General features: G+C 54.5%; 17 protein-coding genes. 4 read left to right on the forward strand and 13 right to left on the reverse strand.

Translation table 11 applies throughout. From position 1 onward, the window contains the following. Positions 1 to 2: 2 nt before the first annotated feature. The 12 genes from ACFOSU_RS17595 to ACFOSU_RS17650 form a co-directional block, all read right to left on the reverse strand. A complete protein-coding gene (locus ACFOSU_RS17595; RefSeq protein ID WP_380691227.1) occupies positions 3 to 1187 on the reverse strand; it encodes a glycosyltransferase family 4 protein in 1185 nt (394 codons plus the stop codon). A gap of 259 nt (positions 1188 to 1446) precedes the next feature. Next, the gene (locus ACFOSU_RS17600; protein ID WP_380691228.1) at positions 1447 to 2583 is read right to left on the reverse strand and encodes a glycosyltransferase; all 1137 of its coding nucleotides are present in this window, start codon (positions 2581 to 2583) and stop codon (positions 1447 to 1449) included. Positions 2584 to 2596: 13 nt separating this feature from the next. Further along, positions 2597 to 3874 carry a hypothetical protein gene (locus tag ACFOSU_RS17605; protein ID WP_380691229.1) on the reverse strand — a complete coding sequence of 426 codons (1278 nt, stop codon included), beginning with the start codon at positions 3872 to 3874 and terminating at the stop codon, positions 2597 to 2599. Positions 3875 to 3990: 116 nt separating this feature from the next. Beyond that, the gene (locus ACFOSU_RS17610; RefSeq protein ID WP_380691230.1) at positions 3991 to 5928 is read right to left on the reverse strand and encodes an acyltransferase family protein; all 1938 of its coding nucleotides are present in this window, start codon (positions 5926 to 5928) and stop codon (positions 3991 to 3993) included. 166 nt (positions 5929 to 6094) lie between these two features. Continuing rightward, positions 6095 to 6943: a sulfotransferase family protein gene (locus tag ACFOSU_RS17615; RefSeq protein WP_380691231.1), complete on the reverse strand. Its 849-nt coding sequence runs from the start codon at positions 6941 to 6943 to the stop codon at positions 6095 to 6097. Continuing rightward, positions 6940 to 8256 (reverse strand): flippase, encoded by a 1317-nt coding sequence (locus ACFOSU_RS17620; protein WP_380691232.1) that lies wholly within the window; start codon positions 8254 to 8256, stop codon positions 6940 to 6942. The genes ACFOSU_RS17615 and ACFOSU_RS17620 overlap by 4 nt, the downstream gene beginning before the upstream one ends. Positions 8257 to 8757: 501 nt before the next feature. Next, positions 8758 to 11034: a polysaccharide biosynthesis tyrosine autokinase gene (locus ACFOSU_RS17625; protein WP_380691233.1), complete on the reverse strand. Its 2277-nt coding sequence runs from the start codon at positions 11032 to 11034 to the stop codon at positions 8758 to 8760. A 17-nt stretch (positions 11035 to 11051) separates the two neighbouring features. Continuing rightward, positions 11052 to 12320 (reverse strand): polysaccharide biosynthesis/export family protein, encoded by a 1269-nt coding sequence (locus ACFOSU_RS17630; RefSeq protein WP_380691234.1) that lies wholly within the window; start codon positions 12318 to 12320, stop codon positions 11052 to 11054. Between the two features lie 211 nt (positions 12321 to 12531). Then, positions 12532 to 12996 carry a low molecular weight protein-tyrosine-phosphatase gene (locus tag ACFOSU_RS17635; protein ID WP_380691235.1) on the reverse strand — a complete coding sequence of 155 codons (465 nt, stop codon included), beginning with the start codon at positions 12994 to 12996 and terminating at the stop codon, positions 12532 to 12534. 256 nt (positions 12997 to 13252) lie between these two features. Further along, a complete protein-coding gene (locus ACFOSU_RS17640; RefSeq protein ID WP_380691236.1) occupies positions 13253 to 13729 on the reverse strand; it encodes a protease complex subunit PrcB family protein in 477 nt (158 codons plus the stop codon). A 163-nt stretch (positions 13730 to 13892) separates the two neighbouring features. Beyond that, positions 13893 to 14537: an adenylyl-sulfate kinase gene (gene cysC, locus ACFOSU_RS17645; protein ID WP_380691237.1), complete on the reverse strand. Its 645-nt coding sequence runs from the start codon at positions 14535 to 14537 to the stop codon at positions 13893 to 13895. A 56-nt stretch (positions 14538 to 14593) separates the two neighbouring features. Continuing rightward, positions 14594 to 15391, reverse strand: coding sequence for an SIR2 family NAD-dependent protein deacylase (locus ACFOSU_RS17650; RefSeq protein ID WP_380691238.1), 798 nt, complete (start codon positions 15389 to 15391; stop codon positions 14594 to 14596). Positions 15392 to 15654: 263 nt separating this feature from the next. Here ACFOSU_RS17650 and ACFOSU_RS17655 point away from each other — a divergent pair, with 263 nt between their 5' ends. The 4 genes from ACFOSU_RS17655 (at position 15655) to ACFOSU_RS17670 (ending at position 20088) form a co-directional block, all read left to right on the forward strand. Continuing rightward, entirely contained in the window at positions 15655 to 17223 is a 1569-nt protein-coding gene (locus ACFOSU_RS17655) for a cryptochrome/photolyase family protein (protein WP_380691239.1), read from the forward strand. A 603-nt stretch (positions 17224 to 17826) separates the two neighbouring features. Further along, positions 17827 to 18084 (forward strand): type II toxin-antitoxin system Phd/YefM family antitoxin, encoded by a 258-nt coding sequence (locus ACFOSU_RS17660; RefSeq protein WP_380691240.1) that lies wholly within the window; start codon positions 17827 to 17829, stop codon positions 18082 to 18084. Beyond that, positions 18084 to 18509, forward strand: a complete 426-nt coding sequence (locus ACFOSU_RS17665; RefSeq protein WP_380691241.1) for a type II toxin-antitoxin system VapC family toxin — start codon at positions 18084 to 18086, stop codon at positions 18507 to 18509. Before ACFOSU_RS17660 ends, ACFOSU_RS17665 begins: the two co-directional genes overlap by 1 nt. A gap of 136 nt (positions 18510 to 18645) precedes the next feature. After that, positions 18646 to 20088 (forward strand): cryptochrome/photolyase family protein, encoded by a 1443-nt coding sequence (locus tag ACFOSU_RS17670; protein ID WP_380691242.1) that lies wholly within the window; start codon positions 18646 to 18648, stop codon positions 20086 to 20088. A 342-nt stretch (positions 20089 to 20430) separates the two neighbouring features. On the opposite strand, the gene orn is transcribed toward ACFOSU_RS17670, so the two are convergent. Continuing rightward, positions 20431 to 20976, reverse strand: a complete 546-nt coding sequence (orn, locus tag ACFOSU_RS17675) for an oligoribonuclease (protein ID WP_380691243.1) — start codon at positions 20974 to 20976, stop codon at positions 20431 to 20433. Positions 20977 to 21052: the final 76 nt, after the last annotated feature.

The raw sequence follows: 21052 nt of genomic DNA on the forward strand, positions 1-21052 counted from the left end.
ACCTATTCTGCAGCAATATCCACGCCGAGCTCCCGATACAAAGCGAGATGCTGCGCCTGGATAGAACGAATATCGAATTCGGCTTCCGCGAGACGTCGTGCTGCGGCGCCCATGCGTTCACGAAGCGGTTTATCGGCCAGCAAGCGCTCCACCGCCTCCGTCAGCGCATCCACACCTCGGTCAGGCACCAGCAAGCCGGTTTCTTCATGGCGGACCGCCTCACGCACACCAGGCACGTCAAAGGCAACAACGGGCACGCCGCTAGCGGCGGCCTCCATAACTGCGCGCGGCACACCCTCTCTATACGATGGGAACAACATAAGATACGCATTTTGCAGCCGATCCGGAACGTCTGAGACGCGCCCGACATACTCGAACGCCGTTTGTTCATCCAGCCAACTCTGCGGCACCGCATCCGGATGTCCCGGATCTATTTCTCCCGCCCAGACAAACCGCACCTGCGGATACCGCTGGCACATACTTCGCGCCACTGAAGCGAATTCATGTACACCCTTTTGCCAAATGAGGCGGCCCAGCATTATTACCGTCAATCTATTTGCTGCAGGCTGTGGCATAGGTAACACAAACCGCCCCATGTCGACCCCGGATCCTACGACCAGCCGACAATTGCTTTCTGACAACCACCCGCGCTTAAGAAACAAGGCTCGGTCGTCTCGGTTCTGAAAAATCGTTGCATCCGCACGGGGAAGCGCGAGGCCGTATCCCGCCCCTGCCAACCGGGCCACAAATCCACCGCGCACGAACGCATGACCAAGGCCCGTGATGGTGTTAAGTACGACAACACTGCTGCCGAGCGCCCGCCGGGCTGCTAGCGAGCCAAGAATCACCGGCTTAGCATTAAAATGATGCACCACGCATGGTTGCCATTCGCTGTAAATTTTGAGCAGTCGCCTATACGCAATTACATCCGCGGCCACTGATGCCCCACCCCGATTGAACAGCACACGCTCAATGCGAACACCAGCGTCCACCAGAGCTAGACTCTCCTTATCCTCAGATGTCGCTATGACGACACTCCATCCTGAGTCGATGAAATGCTTTATAAGCGAAGCACGTGAACTAGTTAATGCGTAACCCCTATTCGCGACGAAAACGATACAGGGCTCATTAGCAGACCGAATCACGCAGTCACCCTTGCCGTATCCCGCGATACTTTTGCGTGACACTATGGCCTCTCCCATAGCGAAGTGAAAAATACGGAATACTCCAATTCCGGAGCAATTGGGTCCCGGCCGGACACGATTTCTCCAATACACGGCGGCCAGCTACTGACAACACTTGGCCACTTGTTTGGGAATATCATAGTTCTGCCCAACCCTATCGAAGAAAAATATAAAAAGCGTAGTCTACAATTACGGTGCTAGTTAGGCGCTAATAACATTGGCAGATAATTCAGCAAACTGAAAGCAACTCGGCGCCAACGGGTCAAGCTTTACGCACCTCCTGGGCAAGAAGACTTAAATACAGACCCGTGTACTTCTCGACGACGCCCCCCAGCGAATAAAATTTTTCTATTCGACATCGCGCCCGCTGACCCATCGCCCTGCGATCACTCCCTGTCATGGCCAGCATCGATTGCAAACAATTTAGAAAATCCGACGAATCGTTCGCTTTGGCCAAAAGTCCCTCGTCACCAATAATAATCGCACTATCACCGACGTTTGTTGAAACGCAGGGAATACCGGTTGCCATCGCCTCAGCAAGCACATTAGGAAAAGCTTCGGAAAATGAACTCACGCAAAGCAAATCCATCGCGCACATCAACCGTGGAACATCGCTTCTTTCTCCTAAGAAATAGACACGGTCACGAACCGCCTTCGGTAGCAAATTCACTAATTTATCGTTGCCCGAATCAACACCTCGCCCCGCGAGGATCACGTGCACGTCTTTCCTGTCGCCAATGATCTCAGCGACAGCTCGAAGAAATCCCTCATGGTTTTTAACGGGATGATATCGACCGACGTGACCAACAACTAGAGCCGAGTGGGGAATCGACAGCTCATCTCGAACATTAAAGTTATTTGCAGCGGAAGAAAAATGCACAGACATGTCGAACCCATTAGGAATAACAACCCCAGATTCAGGACGAAATCCAAATTTTTCGTGCTGGACATTGGATAACCGAGAATTATAGATAATTGTGGAAACCTCAGGCGACCAATATCGATTTGCACGGATCACCTGTCGCGTAAACAATTTCTCGTCCGCCAAATCATAAAGACTGTGCCGTACGTTCCATACCAGATGCGATTGATCGCGGGTCATTCGCCACGCTATTCGAGCAACAAAATTTCCGTGATACATCCAGCCTTGAATAATATCTGGAGAAAATTCTTGCACGATATCGTAAAGGTCTTTTATAGCAAAAAAACTAGCAATCGGGTGACCCGCACCGAGAGCATCTACCTGAACACCGACTTCCCGAATCTTCTCGCTGAATGCCCCATGGCTCTTTAACGAGACAACCCTGTTATCAAAAGAAGTCGCCAACCCGCCTTTCAATACCCTATACAGGGCCTGCTCTGCGCCGCCTACCGCAAGGCTGCTAATTATATGTAGCACCTTAGGTCTCACGCTAACCATATTTATCCACTTTCTGCGACCGGCCCGCTCCGCTGAAACTCTTCGCTAATAGCCAAATCATCAAATAGGGCCAAACGATATTACGAATAAACCCGGCAGTTACCGCCACGGAATTGCGATACGAATAAAACGCAACCAGAGCCGCAACTACCGCGATAACAGGCGTTAAATTCCACCGACTTCTCTGCATTAACGCGGCCAACGTAATCAGCGAAACGCCCATCACAACCACAAAAAAGAATACGCCAAGCAACCCCGCTCCGGCATAGAACTCACCGATAGAGTTATAAGCCATGCCTGACGCACGTCCCGGAAACAGCGCAGATTGAAAGAGGTCATTAAACTCGCTGCTCGGCGTAGTGTACAAAGTCCTAGGAATGGGCAATACGCTAAGGGGCCCGCGAAATATATGCCCCCCGGTCGTAGTAAAGTTCTTCAGCACAATCTCGTTGAATATATATTGCGTACCTAGAAACTCTGACCCCTTTTGTGCCAATTGGATTAAACCATAGCTCGTAAAAAGATCACCGATTGAAGCGATACCTCCAGCCTTGAACGAAGCGTAAAGGGGCTTCAGCAGCGCCACCGAGAAAATGGCGGCAACGAGGCCAACCGGGGCGAAAAGCGGAAATCTGCGCACCAAAGAAATCTCCGGCCATGACTTGCCATAAAGCAACATCAAGGAGACGCCGGCAAGCGCGATAGAGGATCGATGACCGATAATTAGACTTACAAGCAAAATGCCGACAGCAAACGCTTTCCCTCGCAGCCCAGAGAAAAAGAACCACCATACGCTGACAAGTGATGTGATGGATATGAATGCACTATGCATCCACGTCGCGGAGTCGACGATCTCCCGCTTAGACTCACCAAACAAAAGTCCACTACCATTTTTGTACAGCAATATACTGAAGACAAAAAACCATATAAGCGCTAGCAGCCCACTCATCAGTCTTCGTTCGGCAAATGAGCGCCTGGCGACTTCACGCGAATTTTTCGTTGTCGCTCGGCCCGAAGAATCCCAACAAAGCGCAGCCACGAAAATAGCTAGGATTAAGAAAACAAAAGAAATATAAAGCGTTGGCTGGACCACTCGATCCGGCAGCCCCGCCGAGCCTGGGAGCGTTCCAACCGCAAGTGGCAGCGAAAACAAAATCGCCGAGACTCCACCGATAAGAAACACGTCCATCTTTCGCTTTGCGTAGAGCAAGTAGCTTAACAGCGCACCCGCTGAAACAATGTATATCGCCTGCTCAACCTGGATAGTCATATAGTTCTAGCTCTGAGTCTAAATATCCAGCGGAAACCAAATAGCGGGCTGCAACGAAGCTAACCATGCGCTTATGTCATGGCATCAACGCATCTATGCGAGGTTCAGTTAAAATTTTATTTTTCAGAGAAATCGCAAAACTTCATGTGGCTAAGAGAATTAGTCAAATACTGGGCTCCAGACCTAGTCAAATGATGACGGTCCTTGAAAAAGGACCATTGACCATTGTGAATCGTTGGCTCAGGCTCACCCCAAATCTCAATTGGATTAAGCGCACAGACTCCTTCCGTAGAAGCAATCTCCGTGAAGAACGGCAGGCTCGCTTTTAAGTATTTGTCGTTGGCCAACCGAAGCGTAGCCAAGCCATTACGATAATCGGAGCGGGTCAAAAATAATTGCGGTGCGAGACGTTTAGTCCCCTGTATCTCAGGATGCGCGCCAATAATAATAACTTTACTACCTTGCCTCCGAAATTCGTCAATCGTCGCTTTTATAAACGGCAACCATTTATATAAAGGACTATCTTCGCTAGGCTCCCGCATGTTCGTCACTTGGCCATCGTACAACGCCCAAGCCTGAGAGAAAACAACGTATCGATAATGTTTTTTTTGTGAAAATAGCTCTTTTCTTAACGAATCGCAAGAAATATCTGAAAATTTATCTCGAAATTCCGCGCCCTTTAATAGAACGCACCCGCCACGCGTGATCGTATCGACCCGGCCCAAGGGAACGCCGAGCGCTTTTGAAATCGGTATAACGTACTGCTGGAGAACGGAGTCACCGAAAAACAGTACCTCAGAATCGGCGCCGGCTCGCACATCAATTCCCCGTTTAAAAATGTGTGAAAACTCCGAGTTCCCCTGCTGCGTCACCTCATAGGCAAATTGGTTCAAAACCTTAAACCGGTCTGCAAGACCATTGGTCTTCGCAACCACCGCACCACAAATGGCACTCACTAGAAGTCCGCTGACAAGAGCCACAAGCAAAACTCTACGACGCTGACCCCGGCTTCGAACACCTTCACGAATCGGCTGCTCTAGATACTTGTAAGTAACCCATGACGCGGGAGCCGAAATCAACAAGGTTGACACAAGCAGGACGTAACTATTTATCTCCTCGTCAAAGTACTTAAGAGCAGATATTACCGGCTCATGATAGAGATATAAGGGATAAGAAATGAGCCCAATCAAAACCAAAGGCCGCCAACCCAACATTCTCGCGATCATGCTTCGCTCAGATGTCATAATCAGGGACGCCGCACCAAAGCAAGGCCAGAGCGCGTTAACTCCAGGAAAAACAGAATCCCGGCTTAGCACAAACATTGGAAATATAACTAATCCGACCCCTATAGAAGAGACCACATTCCGCACGAGCGATCTTTCGAGCATATTTCCGGCATAGCCCTTATTAACTATTAGAGCTACTGCGGCACCTATAAGCAGCTCAAACGCCCTGAATTGCGGAAGGAAATAAGTTTCTGTTGGCGACAATGCGTAGTTCGAGATCGCCCACAATAGTGACGCCACTAATATGACTAACGTCGCACAGAGCCGCCAGCGGTATGCCCACTGTGCTGAGACAACCAGCAATAATGGCCACAACAGATAAAATTGCTCTTCTACACCAAGAGACCATAAGTGTATAAGCGGGCGAACCGACTCATCTTGAGCAAAGTAATCAACCCCTTGTGCGTAAAGTAAATTCGCCGCCCCAAAGGACGAAAAAAATACGCTTTTTCCCAAATAATCGAACCCATCCGCACTGTAGAAAAAGAACCCGAAAACCAAAACGGCGATCAGTGTAACAATCAATGCCGGAAATAATCGCGCTACTCTGCGCCTGTAAAAGCTCGCAAAACTAAAAGTGCCAGCGTCGACTTCGGTCGCAACAACACCGGTGATCAGATAGCCGCTTATAACAAAGAAGACATCGACGCCTACATATCCGCCTGAAAAGCAATCGAATCCCGAATGGAATAAGACTACGGCTAGCACCGCAACACCGCGTAATCCATCTATGTCAGCGCGATAGGTCATGGGAGTCGAAATAGCCATGCTAGCTCGGCATCTAATTTAAAGTGTAATTCGCGGATACTTGACGCTGATAATCGCGAGATAGCGATTACACGAGAGCTTAACGCAGCGTCTCTTTCGTATTCGAGAGCTTTTTCCCTGCACTCATGCAACGTGATCATTACTGAGCGCGGATTTCGCGAATTCGCTACGAGTAGTTATCTATCTCGCGCCGCAGTGTTTCGGGCACGGGATCACGCGGAACTTCTTTAACGTTTAACGTCGCGAAGTAACGGTATAGCCCGAACGACCCGATACCGAGTCGCGCCTTCACCGTCCTCAGTAGCGAGACTGCCCAACGCTGCTGAGCAGCGCTACGCAAAAAGGACCGGACGACTTTACTTTTATGCACTTTGTTTGAATTAACTCGGGGAAAGTCCTCCCGGTAGTCATCTGAAATATTTAGAAAAGACAGAATTTGCTTATAAATTGCTTTGGTATCCTCGACAATCGATTCATGTGAAATGACCAGCACATTACTCGGACCAAATAATTGCTGGTATCGAGCTATATATTTTTCCTGCTGAACCAATTCCCCGTACATCAAACGCCATTCTTCATTTTCTTCAATCGTACATCCGGAATCTCTCGGCCTCCTTCTTTTCCTCAACGCCCAAGCCGTGGACAGGTCAACTTCAGTCTCTACTTGGCTAAACAACAATTGCGAGTGTAGCGACGCAACGAAATCGGCTTTATTTCGGGTCATTGCTATAATTTTTGCGTCAGGATTAAAACGATATATAGCTTCCCGAGCATGATTCGAATATAAATACCATACGGAGGCCTCGCCAATGCTCATTCCGGGGTTGGCGTGCCTGAATATCTTTAAATAGTGAGTTTCTTCTACAATCTTTCTATTTGTGGCTGACGGGTGAAGAAAAAAATGGGGCTCCTTAGGGGTTGCTAAGAAAATATCGGGATGCGCGGACAGATAACTGGCCAGCGCTGTCGTGCCGCATTTAGGCGCGCCTACTATAAAGAAATTCGGTTTATTCATGCTTGCGTCAATTTGCGAAATGCAGAACTCTCAAAGCCGAGCCTCTGATGGACTAAGCGCCAGAGCACAATGTTCCATACGACCATGCCTATCGCGGTCGCCGAAGCTGCGCCGATAGGGCCAAATTTTGGAATAAATATCACATTAAGTATAACGTTAGTCGTAGCTCCAGCCGCAAATCCTTTCAGTGTGTCCCTCTCGTGGCCAGTCATATTGAGAAGTAAACCAACCGACCCAAACGCGGCATTTATAAGTTGTCCCGCAGAAAGAACTATCAGTACCGGATACCCCTGCACGAAAGCCGGCCCAAACAAGAGCTTCAAAAGCCAGGGGCCGAGCACGAAAAACGCTAGCACTACCGGCACCGCAAAAGCTAACGTGACACGCGCACTTAAAGTGATCACGTACTGTAGCGATTTTAAGTCGCCCGCGTTATATAGCCGTGAAAAATACGGAGCGACAACAAGATTCGCCGCACCCAATCCAAAGCTCGCTAGCGTGCCGGCCTGAGCTGATGCTTTGTAAACACCGACGTCATCGGAAGAAGATAGCAATCCAAGCATCACTAAATCGGTGTTCTTATTTATTACCTGTAACCCCGACAATAGAGCTAGCGGCAAAATCGCCGCCATCCATAGCCGATGCTCGAATACGGCCTTTGGTTTTACGCGAACGGACAGCGGCGTGTAACGAGCTAAAAGCCAGATGCCGAGCATAAAAGCACAAGTGGCCGCCGATACATGGAGAATCATCACCATCTGCGGCGAAATCTTGTGGGTCCATAAAAGCATGATCGCCACAATAAACGACAGCAAAAGCCCGGGCACAGCGACAAACTCAGGCAGTTGGCCTTGCACAGTGTGGCGAAGGCCCCGAAGTGCAGCACCACGGAGCATGCCCAGAGCCAGGATAGGCACGAGAATTAATGCCCAAGCAAACGTTCCGCTTTCCTGAGGCGAAAACAACAACCCCCACAACCCCTTCGTTGCAAATAAAAGAGCCGTTATAACGAGCGATGAAATGGCAACGGTAACCGAACTCCAAATCCACACACCCCTGAGACGTGACCAGTCTTGGCGGGCCTGAAATTTCGCTGTTTCCCGCACGACCAGAGTCGGAAAACCAAACTGCACCGGGATAGCAAGCAATGAGGCTATGGCCAATACATACGCATAGACACCGTAGCCGCTGGGCCCGAGAACACGCGCGATAACTACCGTCGTGCCGAGCATCAAAAACAAGTTTGCGACCTTAATTGCAACACTACCTACGCCGCCCCGGACGAGTTGTGCGCGCAGCGCATCACCAGACACCATTGCTCGGCAAAGCGAGAGCCACCGCCTAAAAGGTCTGATCATAAGAGTACGGTCATCAGTAACAGCCAAGACAGTGCAGCATGCGAAATTATACAAAACGAACAGACAGCTTCCGCGGGCACAATAGTTACCGCAAAACCCAACCTAGCGCGACGCTGTTATAATCATCCCGCATCTCTTGCCAATTTCGTGATCCACCAACGAGGCTGAGTACGGCCACGATCTTCCTCGCGCACTTTATCTCTGCAACTCTCCACTAGTATCGCCTACAACGAACAAATATCGGCTACTCGCCGGACATGCGGGGACGAGGGAAGTCAAATATTGTCTTTGCGCTTCCAAGCTTTATGGCCTATGTAGAGCACAAGAAATATGTCGCACGTAAAGAACCTTAGCTAACCGGCATCCTCTCTCGCCGCGCGATTATGCTTGTGATAAAGATTGGTGGTTAGTGGAGTAATAGTGCTTTCTTAGTCACAGATAATCCGGTCGGCGCTGTCAAGACTTATACTCATAGTGATAGTAGTTATAGCCGCCTGCATATTCCGTATGGGATTGTTTGAACGCATTTACCACGACGCCAGTTATTTTGTGATTCTGTCGTGAAAAGCGCTTAACCGTCTCCTGCAATTCTGCGATGGGGTGCGCGCCTGCTCGAACGACTAAAAATGTCGAAATATTAGGAACACTAGCCGCAATTACTGCGGCATCGGTCACAGCCAGTATTGGCGGCGCATCCACTATGACCAAATCGAATTCCTGCTGGAGTTCCGACATAAGCGTTGCAAACGAACTTCGCATGAGCAGTGATGACGGCTTCGGCGGTATCGGCCCGGTTGTCAGCACGCAAGCAGAGGTCCCATCGATCTCGCGTAACGCGTCGCGCCACGACACTTCGCCGGCCAGCACCTGCGACAGGCCAGGATCCCGATCCTGCCCACCGACGAACTCGTGCAGGCGCCCGCGGCGCATATCCGCATCGACCATTACGACCTTTTTATCTGTATCGGCGATAAGGTACGCAAGATTGGCACTAACGAAGGACTTGCCCACGCCGGGGCTTGGCCCGGTTATGAGAATTACGTTGCTGCTCGAATCCATTTGTGAAAAATAGAGGCTGGTGCGAAGGCTACTTAGAGCTTCAACCGCGACCTCATCGCCATGATCGCGTGCAAGCACTGGCGCTGTTTCGCCTTTCCGTTGGGCGCGACGCGAAAATCTCGCCAGCCAGCTACTGAAGGGGATCACCGAATAAACAGGTATGCCCAGTTTACTTTCGATTTCGCTGGGATCGTTGATACCACGTTTGAGCGCAGCCCGAAGTAATACTAATGAACACCCAAATATGCCCCCCAGAATTATTGAAAGTAGCAATGTTACCAACGTCTTCGGACTCACTGACCGCACAGGCTTCACGGCTTTATCGATGATGCGCACATTGCCCACAGTTCCAGCCTTCGCTATACGGAGCTGTTGCGCGCGATTCAACAGCGCAACATATAGTTCGGTATTTACTTGCAAATCACGCTGCAGACCGAGCATTTTCTTTTGCGCATCCGGCAGCTTGCCGACCTGTTTATCCAGATCCCCTCGCTGCGCGTTCAGTTGCGCCATCTGATCTTTGGCAGCCTCAAGCGCCGGATGCTTTGCAGTATAAGTCTGCTGTAGCTCAGCGATCTTCATCTTAAGTTGAGATCGTTGGTCTTCTAGATTGACCGCTTGATTGAGCAAGGACTGGCCTTCTGCATCCAGGTTGATAGCGTTGTTATTCTTTTCCCGGTAGTTCGCAAGATTAGTCTCGGCCGTCTGAACGTCGGTTTTAAGCTCAGGAAGCTGATCGTCCAAGAATTCCAGGCTTTTTTCCGCTTCTTCGGACTTCGCTTCCACGTTCTGACGCAGATAGTTTTCTGCAATAGAGTTTACAATTCGAGTTATCAGATCACGGTCTTCACCCTCGAGACTGATTTTTATGACTCCAGTGTCATCGCCCTGCTCGGACACCGATACGCTTTGTTGCAGATTTTCCACTGTCGACAACCATGCCGACTTGACCAACTCGAAGTCTGTGGGCGGATCGGTCACAAAAGCATCAGCTAGAAACAACTGGACCGGCGCACCGTCTGCTGTTTTACCCTTAGCGAGCTTTCCAACTTCACCGCGCAGAACCTGCTTCCCTTTTGGGCCGAACAACACGAACGCGCCGCCGCCGAGTGCGCGCAACACGAACCCTTTGCCGTCCAACGACGCGGGTACAGACATCTGGCTAACAGAAAGGCTTGTCGGTCGCCATGCGTAGCTCGATAGCCAAACGCCAGAGTCCAATGGCACTGCTTTCGTCGCCGGCGGGCCCGGTTTGCGTCGGCTCGCGATACCCCAACCAACCACTGGAAAATACACGGGCTCCACTGTTGTGGCCAAGCCAAGCTTTTCTACCGTTTCGCCCAATACTGAACGTGATTTGATGATTGGTATTTCGGACTGCGCGGGACTGCTGCTCTTGCCCGTGAGCTGCTGCAAATCCGATGTGACGCCGCTAAGAGGCGACGAACCTTCTTGCTGGATTTGTAGCAACGCATCCACTTGGTATGTCGGGTGCACTACTACCAAGTAGAAAACCGCGAAAACCAAGGCAACAAAAACCACCAGCGCAATTTTCCATTTCCCCCCCCACAAAATCGCCCATAGTCTCGCCAAATCAATTTCGTCGTCTTCTATTCCGATCGGCGCTCGAGGACCCGCCGCCGTGTCGGCGGCATATTGCTGCGATTCATTCATCAATTCTTTACCGGAACCTAGTTGTTAGATGCGCGATCGTAGAGCAGGAAGCTCTGGAACAAGATATCTAGCGACGGAGTTATTTGCGCCAGTGCGCGGTTGAAGTTCACAAGGCTGGCCGGTGCAGCAAAGACTACGTCGCGAGGCTCGAGTTGAAACTGGTTCGCTAGCAGCAGGCCACCCACTGAACTTGCGTCTAGCTTGTATACATTAGGGCGCACGATGGTCTTCACCCCACCGTCGCTGGCAGGGGCGCTGTCAACAAATCCGCGCACAACGTAGATAGCACTCGTATCCGCCGTCCCGAGGCTTACTCCGCCTGCATCTGCAATGGCGTCGTTGAGCGACATACCGCCCGTCGAGTATGGAAGCGCGAGTTGCTGGCTGAACTCGCCCACCATGAAAATGCGATTAGCACTGTCATCTACTAGCAAACGGTCTCCAGACTGCAGCGGCACCGGGCGGCCAGTTGCGTAAATCTGGTTCAAATCGAGGGGCGTGGATTCACCATCGCGAATGAGCACCACGTTCTGCACCCCTATACCCTGGTTGTCGCTATTTGCACTTCTCTGCAAAGCAAATGTGTCGCACTGATCAAGAGCCTGCAGAACCGTCAACGACACATCGGTAATTGGTACGGTGCAGGGTTTCTGGATATCGCCGGAAATGTATACCCGCTGGCTGCGATACTGGGCGACGCGCACGTCGACCTGGGGGTCGCGAATATAGCTGGACAGTCTGCGACTGATCTCTCGGCGTAGTTGCTTTAGCGTCAGTCCTTGCGCTTTCATTTCGCCTGCGTAGGGAAAATAGATCGTTCCGTCGGCGCTGACCAACTGACCTGACGCAGAATTCGCACCTCCACCGCCCCCTGTTCCAGTGGGGTTATTCAAATCTGGCTGACCAAACACGATGATCTGCAACACATCGCCCACGCCAACTTTGTAGGCAATCGATTCGGTAAGGCCCGACGAAATTTTTTCTTGGGCCGCACCCAGCGTCCGTGACGCACGCTCTCTTTGTTGCTGACGGATCAGCGCTGGTGTGACCTGCACCACTCGCGGCTCGTAATCGATGGGCTCCTGCGACAATTGTTCGCCGTAGGTAGCGCGGTCATCGTTACTACCGAAGTCGTACCATGCATCATTGCTAATCGACCCTGAGCTATACCCAGGCAACGCGCAACCCGATAGCGCACCAACCAGGATTAACGCACTGAAGGTTGCCAAACGGTGGAAAGTGCCACCAAAAAATTCAGTCGCTTGCGCCAGTGTTCCCTTATACATCGCTCAGCCACCCAATATTATTTATGTACGCAACATTGTTGCATTAGCACAGCAAATCTATTCAATTAACCCTGCCCTTACGTATTCAAATGCTCGCAATAACCCTATATTCTGGCCGTTTACAGGACGGCGCAGTTTACCCGCTCGCCGTGCAACTCGCATAGCCACTCGCTTGTAGCCGCCAGAGCAACGGCATTACGACGAACATTTTTTAGCGAACCGCTGTTCTGGAAGGTGACCGCGGCGCGAGCTTGGCCGCCCAGTCCGATACGTACTCGGCCAACGCCACGAACACTTCCTCGAAAAACTCTTCGGAGTGTCTGAACGGATCCGGCACGTCCTTTTTGTCGTCCCAATGACTGACCAGGAAAACCCGCCCCCGACTTTCGGGGAACCGATCCGCGAGCCAGTTCTTCTGGCCTTCTTCCATGACCAGCACCAGTTCGTGCTCTCGCAGAATCTGGCTGGTGATCTGACGACCGCGATGATCTTGCAGATCGAGCCGCTGGCGGATGGCGATATTCGCGGCGGCTTCGGGCATCTCGCCGCCAACGACTGCGCCGATGCCGGCCGACGAGACATTCACACCCGGCAGATCGCGGCGAAGCAGTCCCTCGGCGTAGGGGCTCCTGCAGATATTGCCGGTACAGACACAAAGCACACTTTTTACGTTCATAAGGCGACCTGGAAATCTGTCTGTTCGATAGCCTGCAACAACGGCGCTTCGGCGGACGGAATACACGTTGCGATGCCCGACTCTGCGAGCCGTGCCTCGATCCCACGCGACAGCGAGATACTCGGCGCGCTCAGCAAAATCGAAGCACTGCGGTAATGCCTTGGCATTACGACAGCATGACATAACCCAAATACGGAAACTCTAACCAATTCCGGGAAATTCATCGCCTTTGCAGTCTCGAACGGTCGGTGAAAAATCAGCGTACGGCTGCCTCGCCTCGGACGTTGCCCAACTGGTCCACGACACGAATACGGCTGTAGTTGCCGGCCGGGGGACGGATCGCGACACATGAGGCGATCAGTGCCTGGCTGACGGCCGCGTCCAGACGCGGCGCCTTCCATTCCATGCTGAGGGTCAGCGTGTTGCCCTGGACCTTAGTCTTGCTGCGGTCGAGCTTGATGCTATAGCCGCCGGTCGGGCGCTGGCCCATCTCCACGATGATGATGCCGCCGTTCACGGCCATGGATGGCTTGAATTCGCTAATGCTGCGGTAGTCGAGCCAGTCTTCGAATACGCTGCTATCGGCGAAATAATGGGCGTCGGAATCCTGGGACGAAGTACCGCAATACTGGCTTTCACCGACGACGCGCGCCCCGCTGCTGCCGCGAAACGGATTGATGCTGCACGCTGCGAGCAAACCGAGCACGATGAAGATCGTAGCTAATCTCAACATTGACGACGTATCCCAAGCCGTTGATCCACTGCCGAATTGGCGGCGCAAGCCTAGCATGACGTACCGGAGCCGTATATTAACGTCGACCGCCAGCCATCACGTGCAAAAGGCTCCCGCATTTCCGCCTGTAATAATTGCGCAACCTGCTGCGCGTCCTGCGTGCTCAAGCGCGGCCCGCATCCCTGGCGAGGCTGTCGTGAATATAGTCGTGTTCGACCAGATAGGCGATGAGCTGGTCCACGCATTCGGCGATCGAGCATTCGCCGGTTTTGACATGAATTTCGGGGTTCTCGGGCGCTTCGTACGGTGCGCTGATGCCGGTGAAGTTGGGGATGCTGCCCGCCCGCGCCTTCTTGTACAGCCCCTTGGGATCCCGGTCTTCGCAGACATCGAGGGGCGCATCGACAAACACTTCGAGAAAATCGTTGGCGCCCCGCTCGGAGAGCATGCGGGCCATCTCGCGATCCTGCCGGTAGGGCGAAATGAACGCAGTGAGATTGATGATGCCGGCATCGCGAAACAGTTTGGCGACCTCGCCGATACGGCGAATGTTCTCGATGCGATCTTCCGGGCGAAACGCGAGATCGCGGTTCAGGCCGCTGCGAACGTTATCGCCATCCAGACGGTAGGTCCGGCAACCCATCCGGTGTAGCGACTCCTCGAGCGCGACCGAGAGTGTGGACTTGCCGGAGCCGGACAACCCGGTAAACCAGATCGTGAAGCCCTTGTGGCGGTTCATGGCTTCACGCTGCTGGCGCTCGACCGTGCCCTCGTGCCAGACAATGTTCGTGCTTTTGGTGTCGCTCATTCGGTGACTCTTCAATAGGATGAATCGGTCGGCGCTCGTGACTCGCTGCGCGAATACTAACCCAATCGCGCGCTCAACTGGCTTAACGTGTCGGCCGCATTATGACGAAGCGCGACGTGACAAAAGCGCGAGATCTCGGTGGCCTGCGGATTGATCTCGACGGTTGCCCATCCACCGCGCCAGGCTTCGCGAACGGGTGCGGCAATATAAGGAAAGACCGCACTCGTGCCTATGACCATGACGAGATCGAACCCGTCCGCGAGCGCACGCTCATAGCGAGAGACCGCCCTGGACGGCAGCATTTCACCGAACAACACCACTTCCGGGCGCACGAGTCCACCGCATTGCTCGCAGCGCGGCGGACCGTCGGTAAAGCCGCCGTAGTGTTCGACCACGAACGCGTGATGACACTGCGTACATTTCATACGATGAATATCGCCATGCATTTCGATGACATCGCGACTGCCCGCGGCGCGATGAAAGCCGTCCACGTTCTGGGTCAGCACACAGAAACGCTCGAAGCGGGCCGCCAGCCGGGCCAGTACCCGATGCCCTGCGTTGGGTTCGGCACCGCGGCAGGCTTTTTCGATCTGTGCGATATATTTCCAGGTCACCGCGGGATCGCGATGAAAGGTGTCGATCGACAACGCGTCCTCGATCGCCAGGCCATCTTCGGTCACGTCCCGGTCGTAGAGACCGCCTATGCCGCGGTAGGTGGGCAGGCCTGAATCCGCCGACATGCCGGCGCCCGTAATGACCAGCACACGTTGCGCCTGTGACAGCATCGTGGCGGCGCGGTTGATGGCGTCGGTATCGGGGCGCGCCAGAGAAAGACTGTCGAGCAGAGAACGCATGGATCGTCGCGGGAGTTCAGGGGAATACGAAACCGCATTCTGCCTAATCGTGCCGCGCCGGCCAATCGAAGATCCATGTATGGCCTCGCGAAGCGACCGTACTGGCCTTTCTTCAACGCATACCCCATGGGGTCGCCGTGCTGCTGTACACGCAGCCGGAACAATATAGGTCAAGGCGCGATGCGTGGCGCAACACCAAATCACGACAACGGATGGATCGGCTCACGTTCGGCCGTCCGAATCATTCAACGCAGGAGCTTTCATTGAGCACGGTCCGCAATCTGGTCATCATTCTGGGCGATCAGCTCGACGGGAATCTGTCCGCGCTGGATGATTTCGACAGCGCTCGCGACCTCGTATGGATGGCCGAGAACGAAACCGAGGCGACCCACGTCTGGTGCCACAAGAAACGGCTCGTGCTGTTCTTCTCGGCCATGCGTCACTATCGAGATGCACTGCGGACACGCGGTCTCGAAGTCGATTATCACGCCCTCGAAGAAGACAGACGCCACGATAGCGGCGGGGACTTCGGCGAGATACTCGCGGCAGCCATCAATCGACACCACCCGCAGCGGCTCGTGATGACCGAGTGCGGCGATGAGCGCGTGCGCGCGATGCTGCAGGCCACCGCGGATCGCCACGAACTGGCGCTCCAGATCCGTCCCGATCGGCATTTCTATTGCGATCTGCCAGATTTCGATGACTGGGCCGCCGGCCGCGATCGCCTGGTGCTCGAGCATTTCTACCGCACCATGCGCCGCCAACACGACGTGCTGATGGAGGGCGATCAGCCGGTCGGCGGCGCATGGAACTTCGACAAGGACAATCGTGAACGCTTCGGGCGCGACGGGCCTGGCGAACTTCCGGCAGTACGCGCATTCCGACCGGATTCGATTACTGACGACGTGATTGCGCTGGTGGACGCGCGTTATGGCGATCATCCCGGCGATACCGCGGGTTTCGATCTACCGGTAACACACGCCGACGCGCGCCTGGCGCTGCGCGATTTCGTGACGCACAGGCTGGCCCGTTTCGGCTCCTATCAGGATGCGCTTGCGAGCGGCGTGCGCTTCGCCTACCACTCGCGGCTGTCGGCCGCACTCAATCTGCACCTGATCAGCCCTGGTGAATGCGTAGATGCCGCAGTGACCGCCTTCGAGGCGGGCGATGCGCCCATCAACAGCGTCGAGGGGTTCGTGCGCCAGACCCTGGGCTGGCGCGAGTTCGTGCGCGGCGTGTACTGGCGCGAAATGCCGGGTTATATCGAACGCAATGCCCTGGGCGCCGAGTTGCCCGTGCCCAGGGCCTTCTGGGACGGCGACACGGACATGGCCTGCGTGGCCGATGCCATGGCAAACGTGCTCGATAACGGCTACGCGCATCATATCCAGCGCTTGATGGTGCTCGGTCTCTTTGCCCTCGTCGCCGGCGTGCATCCGCGCGCGTTTCACGACTGGCACATGGCCATGTATCTCGACGCCATTGATTGGGTGAGCCTGCCCAATGCGCTCGGCATGAGTCAGTTCGGCGACGGTGGACTGTTGGGCACCAAGCCCTACTGCGCGTCGGGTAATTACATCCACAAGATGAGCAATCATTGCCGCAGCTGTCGCTTCGATTACCGCAAGGCTACCGGCGAAGACGCCTGCCCGATCACCACACTGTATTGGGATTTCCTCGACCGACACCTCGACATGCTCACGAAGAATCACCGTATGGGCTTTCAGCTGAAGAACCTGGAGAAGAAACGCGCGGACACCGATCTCATCGATGCGATACGCGCCCGGGCGGATACGTTACGTGGTCGCATTGAGGCGCAGGAGCGCATTTGAAAACGCCGAGATGCCCGAGCCCTATCCAATCGAATCTCTTGATCATGTACGAAACTCAGCAGGCTTCAACCTGGCGCAACGAGCGGGTAGCTCAAGAACAAAGCATTCCACACGCAAAACCGCCAAGGCGCAGAAATGAAGCACGACTTTCGATGGTGCGCTGTTTTATCTTCTTCGCGTCTTTGCGCCTTTGCGCCTTTGCGTGAAACGGTTTTGGCTTCGACGCTTGAGTCAGAACTAATACAAAAAACGAACTGAGCTTGGTACACAGGCAAGCCGAATCCTGACAATTCCATGAACACATCGGCTGCATGCGGCAAACCGTCTGAGGGCTGCGTAGTGACATACGTCGGATTAGCGCGCAGCACGTAATCTGTCGCTCGAATGGATCGGGGGCTCGTCTATCGGATTACGGTGCGAGCCCCTGATCCGACCCGCGTAATTGGTCCGGTGAGGCAAGCGGTTTTCCAGGACACTTCGGCGGCTATGCCATGTCCCGCGAACCGCGATGGCATCTGCAGCCTGCCTTCGGCCAGAACATCTCTTGCTGCTTCACTACAGTGGTAGTAACGTTCCTACATTCAGGGCATTGAGATCGACACCATGAGAATAAGCTCTTTCACAAGCCGCGAATTCAACCGTGATACCGGCAAAGCCAAGAAGGCCGCAATAAGAGGTCCGGTATTCATTACAAACCGGGGTCGCCCGGCATACGTTCTGCTCGCTTTCGAAGAGTATCAGCGGATCACCGACCGACACGAGAACATTGTTGAGCTACTGTCGATGCCCGACTCTGCCGACATCGAGTTCGAGCCAACGCCGATAAGCGATCGTCTTTACGAACCCGCTGATCTCGACTGATGTATATCCTCGACACAAACGTCGTATCGGAAGCACGCAGAGCCGCCAGCGGCAAGGCCGATATTCGCGTCACGTCCTGGCTGCGTGGTGTTGCGGTAAATTCGCTGTTTCTGTCCGCCATTGTCGTTCTGGAGCTCGAACTCGGCGTATGCCGCATCGAGCGGCGCGACACCGTCCAAGGCGCTGCATTGAGAAGCTGGCTCGATGATCAAGTGCTAAAGACTTTTGCCGACCGTATTCTCGTGGTCGATTCGGCCGTCGCACGTGAATGCGCTCGACTACATGTGCCCGATCCGCGTGCCGACCGCGATGCATTGATCGCCGCGACCGCGATCGTTCATGGCATGACAGTGGTGACCCGCAATACCGCTAATTTCGAACCGACTGGTGTGGCGTTGATCAATCCATGGCAGCACCGCGAGTAGCCTATCCACCGGATACACAACCGGCACCCATCGTCCGGTCTGCAACCAAACACCAGAAGATACGCGTACCGTACGTTCCTGCATTTTTATTCTGGACGCTGGGTATGGGCGGATCGGTAAGGCAGAACGAATACTCATGAAAAACCGCGTCATCGTCTGGTTTCGCCGCGATCTGCGCCTGGCGGACAATCCCGCGCTTCGTGCCGCGATCGACGGCGATTTCGATTCGATCGTCCCTGTTTTCATCCAGGCACCCGATGAACTCGGCGCGTGGGCGCCGGGTGGTGCACAACGGGTATGGCAGCATTTTTCCCTGGACGCACTGAGCACACAGCTCGAGAACCTCGGATCGCGCCTGATCATTCGGCACGGCCCGACACAGCAGGCGCTGGATACGTTGATCGAGGAAAGCGGCGCGACCGCGGTGTACTGGAACCGGCTTTACGATCCGCTCACGATCGAGCGCGACAAGGCGATCAAGACCCATCTCGAGCAGCGCGGTATCGAGACCGCGAGCTTCAAGGCGGCGCTGCTGCATGAGCCGTGGACGGTGAAAACCGGCCAGGGCGGGCCCTACAAGGTATTCACGCCCTTCTGGAAAGCGGTGAAGGACCGCGGCAGCGAGGCCCCGCTACCGATGCCCGACAGGCTACCCGAGGTCTGGTCGCGCATCGGCTCCGAAGCGGTCGCCGATCTCGATCTGCTGCCATCGATCCCGTGGGATACGGATATCCGCGCCACATGGGCGCCGGGTGAAGACGGCGCGCACGAGCGCCTCGAAACCTTCCTCGAGTCGGCAATCGATAAATACGCCGATGATCGGGACCGGCCCGCGATCGCGGGGACGTCGTATCTGTCGCCACATCTGCACTGGGGCGAGATCGGGCCGCGGCAGATCATGCATCGGCTCGCGGAGTGGCTCGACGATCAGGACAGCCAGGCGGTACACGATCACGCCACCACCTTTCGTAGTGAACTGGGCTGGCGCGAATTCGCGCACCACGTGCTCTATCACTTCCCCGACACCCCGGACGCACCGCTCGACAAGCGTTTCGAACAGTTTCCCTGGTCACAGGACGACGAGGCACTCGAACTCTGGCAACGCGGACAGACCGGCATCCCCATGGTCGACGCCGGCATGCGTGAGCTCTGGGCGACGGGTTACATGCACAACCGCCTGCGCATGACCGTGGCCTCGTTTCTGACCAAGAACCTGCGTGTCGCATGGCAGCATGGCGAACGCTGGTTCTGGGACACGCTGGTGGATGCCGACCTGGCCAACAACACGCTCGGCTGGCAATGGGCGGCCGGCTGCGGGGCGGATGCCGCGCCCTTCTTCCGCATCTTCAACCCGGCGCGCCAGGGCGAACGCTTCGATGCAAGCGGTGATTATGTACGGCACTGGGTGCCCGAGATCGCAACGCTCGGCAACAAGCATATCCATCGTCCCTGGGAAGCCCCGGCCGCTGTGCTGGACAAGGCTGGCGTCGAACTCGGCAGGACTTATCCACGACCTCTCGTAGACCTGAAGGAATCACGCCGGGAGGCGCTGTCGGCGTTTGACGAGATCAAGCGTTAGCGACAGCGCCACCGCCGCCGTTACCATATCCTGCGCAAAAAAAAGGCTCCCTCAGGAGCCTCCAATCGCGTTTCCCGTCGTTTTTATTTTTCTCTCCGTGGAACGGAGTACTGCGGGAAGCTGATTCGGTGTCGATCGCGGTGTTGTTCGTCTGCCTCCGAAAGCCTACGCCTGTTGATCTTCCCCCCGATCGGCGTGCCGGATTCTTGGCCGGCGTCGATGCTTATGCATCTCGCACATTCCTTTTTACATGGCAACCCGAACAACGTCAATTATCTATCGCTGCGAAACCGAGTTTCGTTTTCAGCGCCGGTTTTCATCCGCTATCGAAGACACGAACCCTTAGACTTTCAGCAGCGTGTTCCTGTAATAAGCCAGTTCGGCGAGCGAATCGCGGATATCGTCCATCGCCAGATGACTCGATTGTTTGCTGTAGCCGCCGGCCACTTCCGGCGCCCAGCGACGTGCGAGTTCCTTGAGCGTGCTCACATCGATATGGCGATAATGAAAGAACGCCTCCAGGCCCTGCATGTAGCGCGCCAGGAAACGCCGATCCTGACAGATGCTGTTGCCGCACATCGGTGACACGCCAGCCGGCAGGTATTCGGCGAGAAAATCGAGCGTGAGCCGTTGCGCTTCCTGTTCGTCGACATCGCTCGCGCGTACCCGCTCCACCAGGCCCGAGCCGTTGTGCTGGCGGGTATTCCATTCGTCCATCGCCGCCAGCCGCTCATCGCTTTGATGAACAGCCAGCACCGGCCCCTCGGCCAGCACCTGCAGGTTCTTGTCGGTGACGAGTGTGGCGATCTCGATGATGCGGTCGGTATCCGGATCCAGACCGGTCATCTCGAGGTCGATCCAGATCAGGTTCTCTTCGGAGTAGCTCATGGTTTGCTTCAGGCGGGCAAAAATCCATTGTGAGGCCGAGCCCTTGATAGCGCAAAGCGCGGGCCAGTGGAACGAC

The sequence above is a fragment of the Salinisphaera aquimarina genome (assembly GCF_042643355.1).
Taxonomy (GTDB): Bacteria; Pseudomonadota; Gammaproteobacteria; order Nevskiales; family Salinisphaeraceae; genus Salinisphaera; species Salinisphaera aquimarina.

What these genes read in the sequence shown, in the direction of transcription:
- ACFOSU_RS17670 (WP_380691242.1), top strand. Translation starts at nt 18,646, where the DNA reads ATGAAAAACCGCGTCATCGTCTGGTTTCGCCGCGATCTGCGCCTGGCG.
- ACFOSU_RS17625 (WP_380691233.1), bottom strand. Translation starts at nt 11,034, where the DNA reads ATGAATGAATCGCAGCAATATGCCGCCGACACGGCGGCGGGTCCTCGA.
- cysC (WP_380691237.1), bottom strand. Translation starts at nt 14,537, where the DNA reads ATGAGCGACACCAAAAGCACGAACATTGTCTGGCACGAGGGCACGGTC.
- ACFOSU_RS17665 (WP_380691241.1), top strand. Translation starts at nt 18,084, where the DNA reads ATGTATATCCTCGACACAAACGTCGTATCGGAAGCACGCAGAGCCGCC.
- ACFOSU_RS17610 (WP_380691230.1), bottom strand. Translation starts at nt 5,928, where the DNA reads ATGGCTATTTCGACTCCCATGACCTATCGCGCTGACATAGATGGATTA.
- ACFOSU_RS17635 (WP_380691235.1), bottom strand. Translation starts at nt 12,996, where the DNA reads ATGAACGTAAAAAGTGTGCTTTGTGTCTGTACCGGCAATATCTGCAGG.
- ACFOSU_RS17640 (WP_380691236.1), bottom strand. Translation starts at nt 13,729, where the DNA reads ATGTTGAGATTAGCTACGATCTTCATCGTGCTCGGTTTGCTCGCAGCG.
- ACFOSU_RS17660 (WP_380691240.1), top strand. Translation starts at nt 17,827, where the DNA reads ATGAGAATAAGCTCTTTCACAAGCCGCGAATTCAACCGTGATACCGGC.
- ACFOSU_RS17650 (WP_380691238.1), bottom strand. Translation starts at nt 15,391, where the DNA reads ATGCGTTCTCTGCTCGACAGTCTTTCTCTGGCGCGCCCCGATACCGAC.
- ACFOSU_RS17615 (WP_380691231.1), bottom strand. Translation starts at nt 6,943, where the DNA reads ATGAATAAACCGAATTTCTTTATAGTAGGCGCGCCTAAATGCGGCACG.
- ACFOSU_RS17630 (WP_380691234.1), bottom strand. Translation starts at nt 12,320, where the DNA reads ATGTATAAGGGAACACTGGCGCAAGCGACTGAATTTTTTGGTGGCACT.
- orn (WP_380691243.1), bottom strand. Translation starts at nt 20,976, where the DNA reads ATGAGCTACTCCGAAGAGAACCTGATCTGGATCGACCTCGAGATGACC.
- ACFOSU_RS17605 (WP_380691229.1), bottom strand. Translation starts at nt 3,874, where the DNA reads ATGACTATCCAGGTTGAGCAGGCGATATACATTGTTTCAGCGGGTGCG.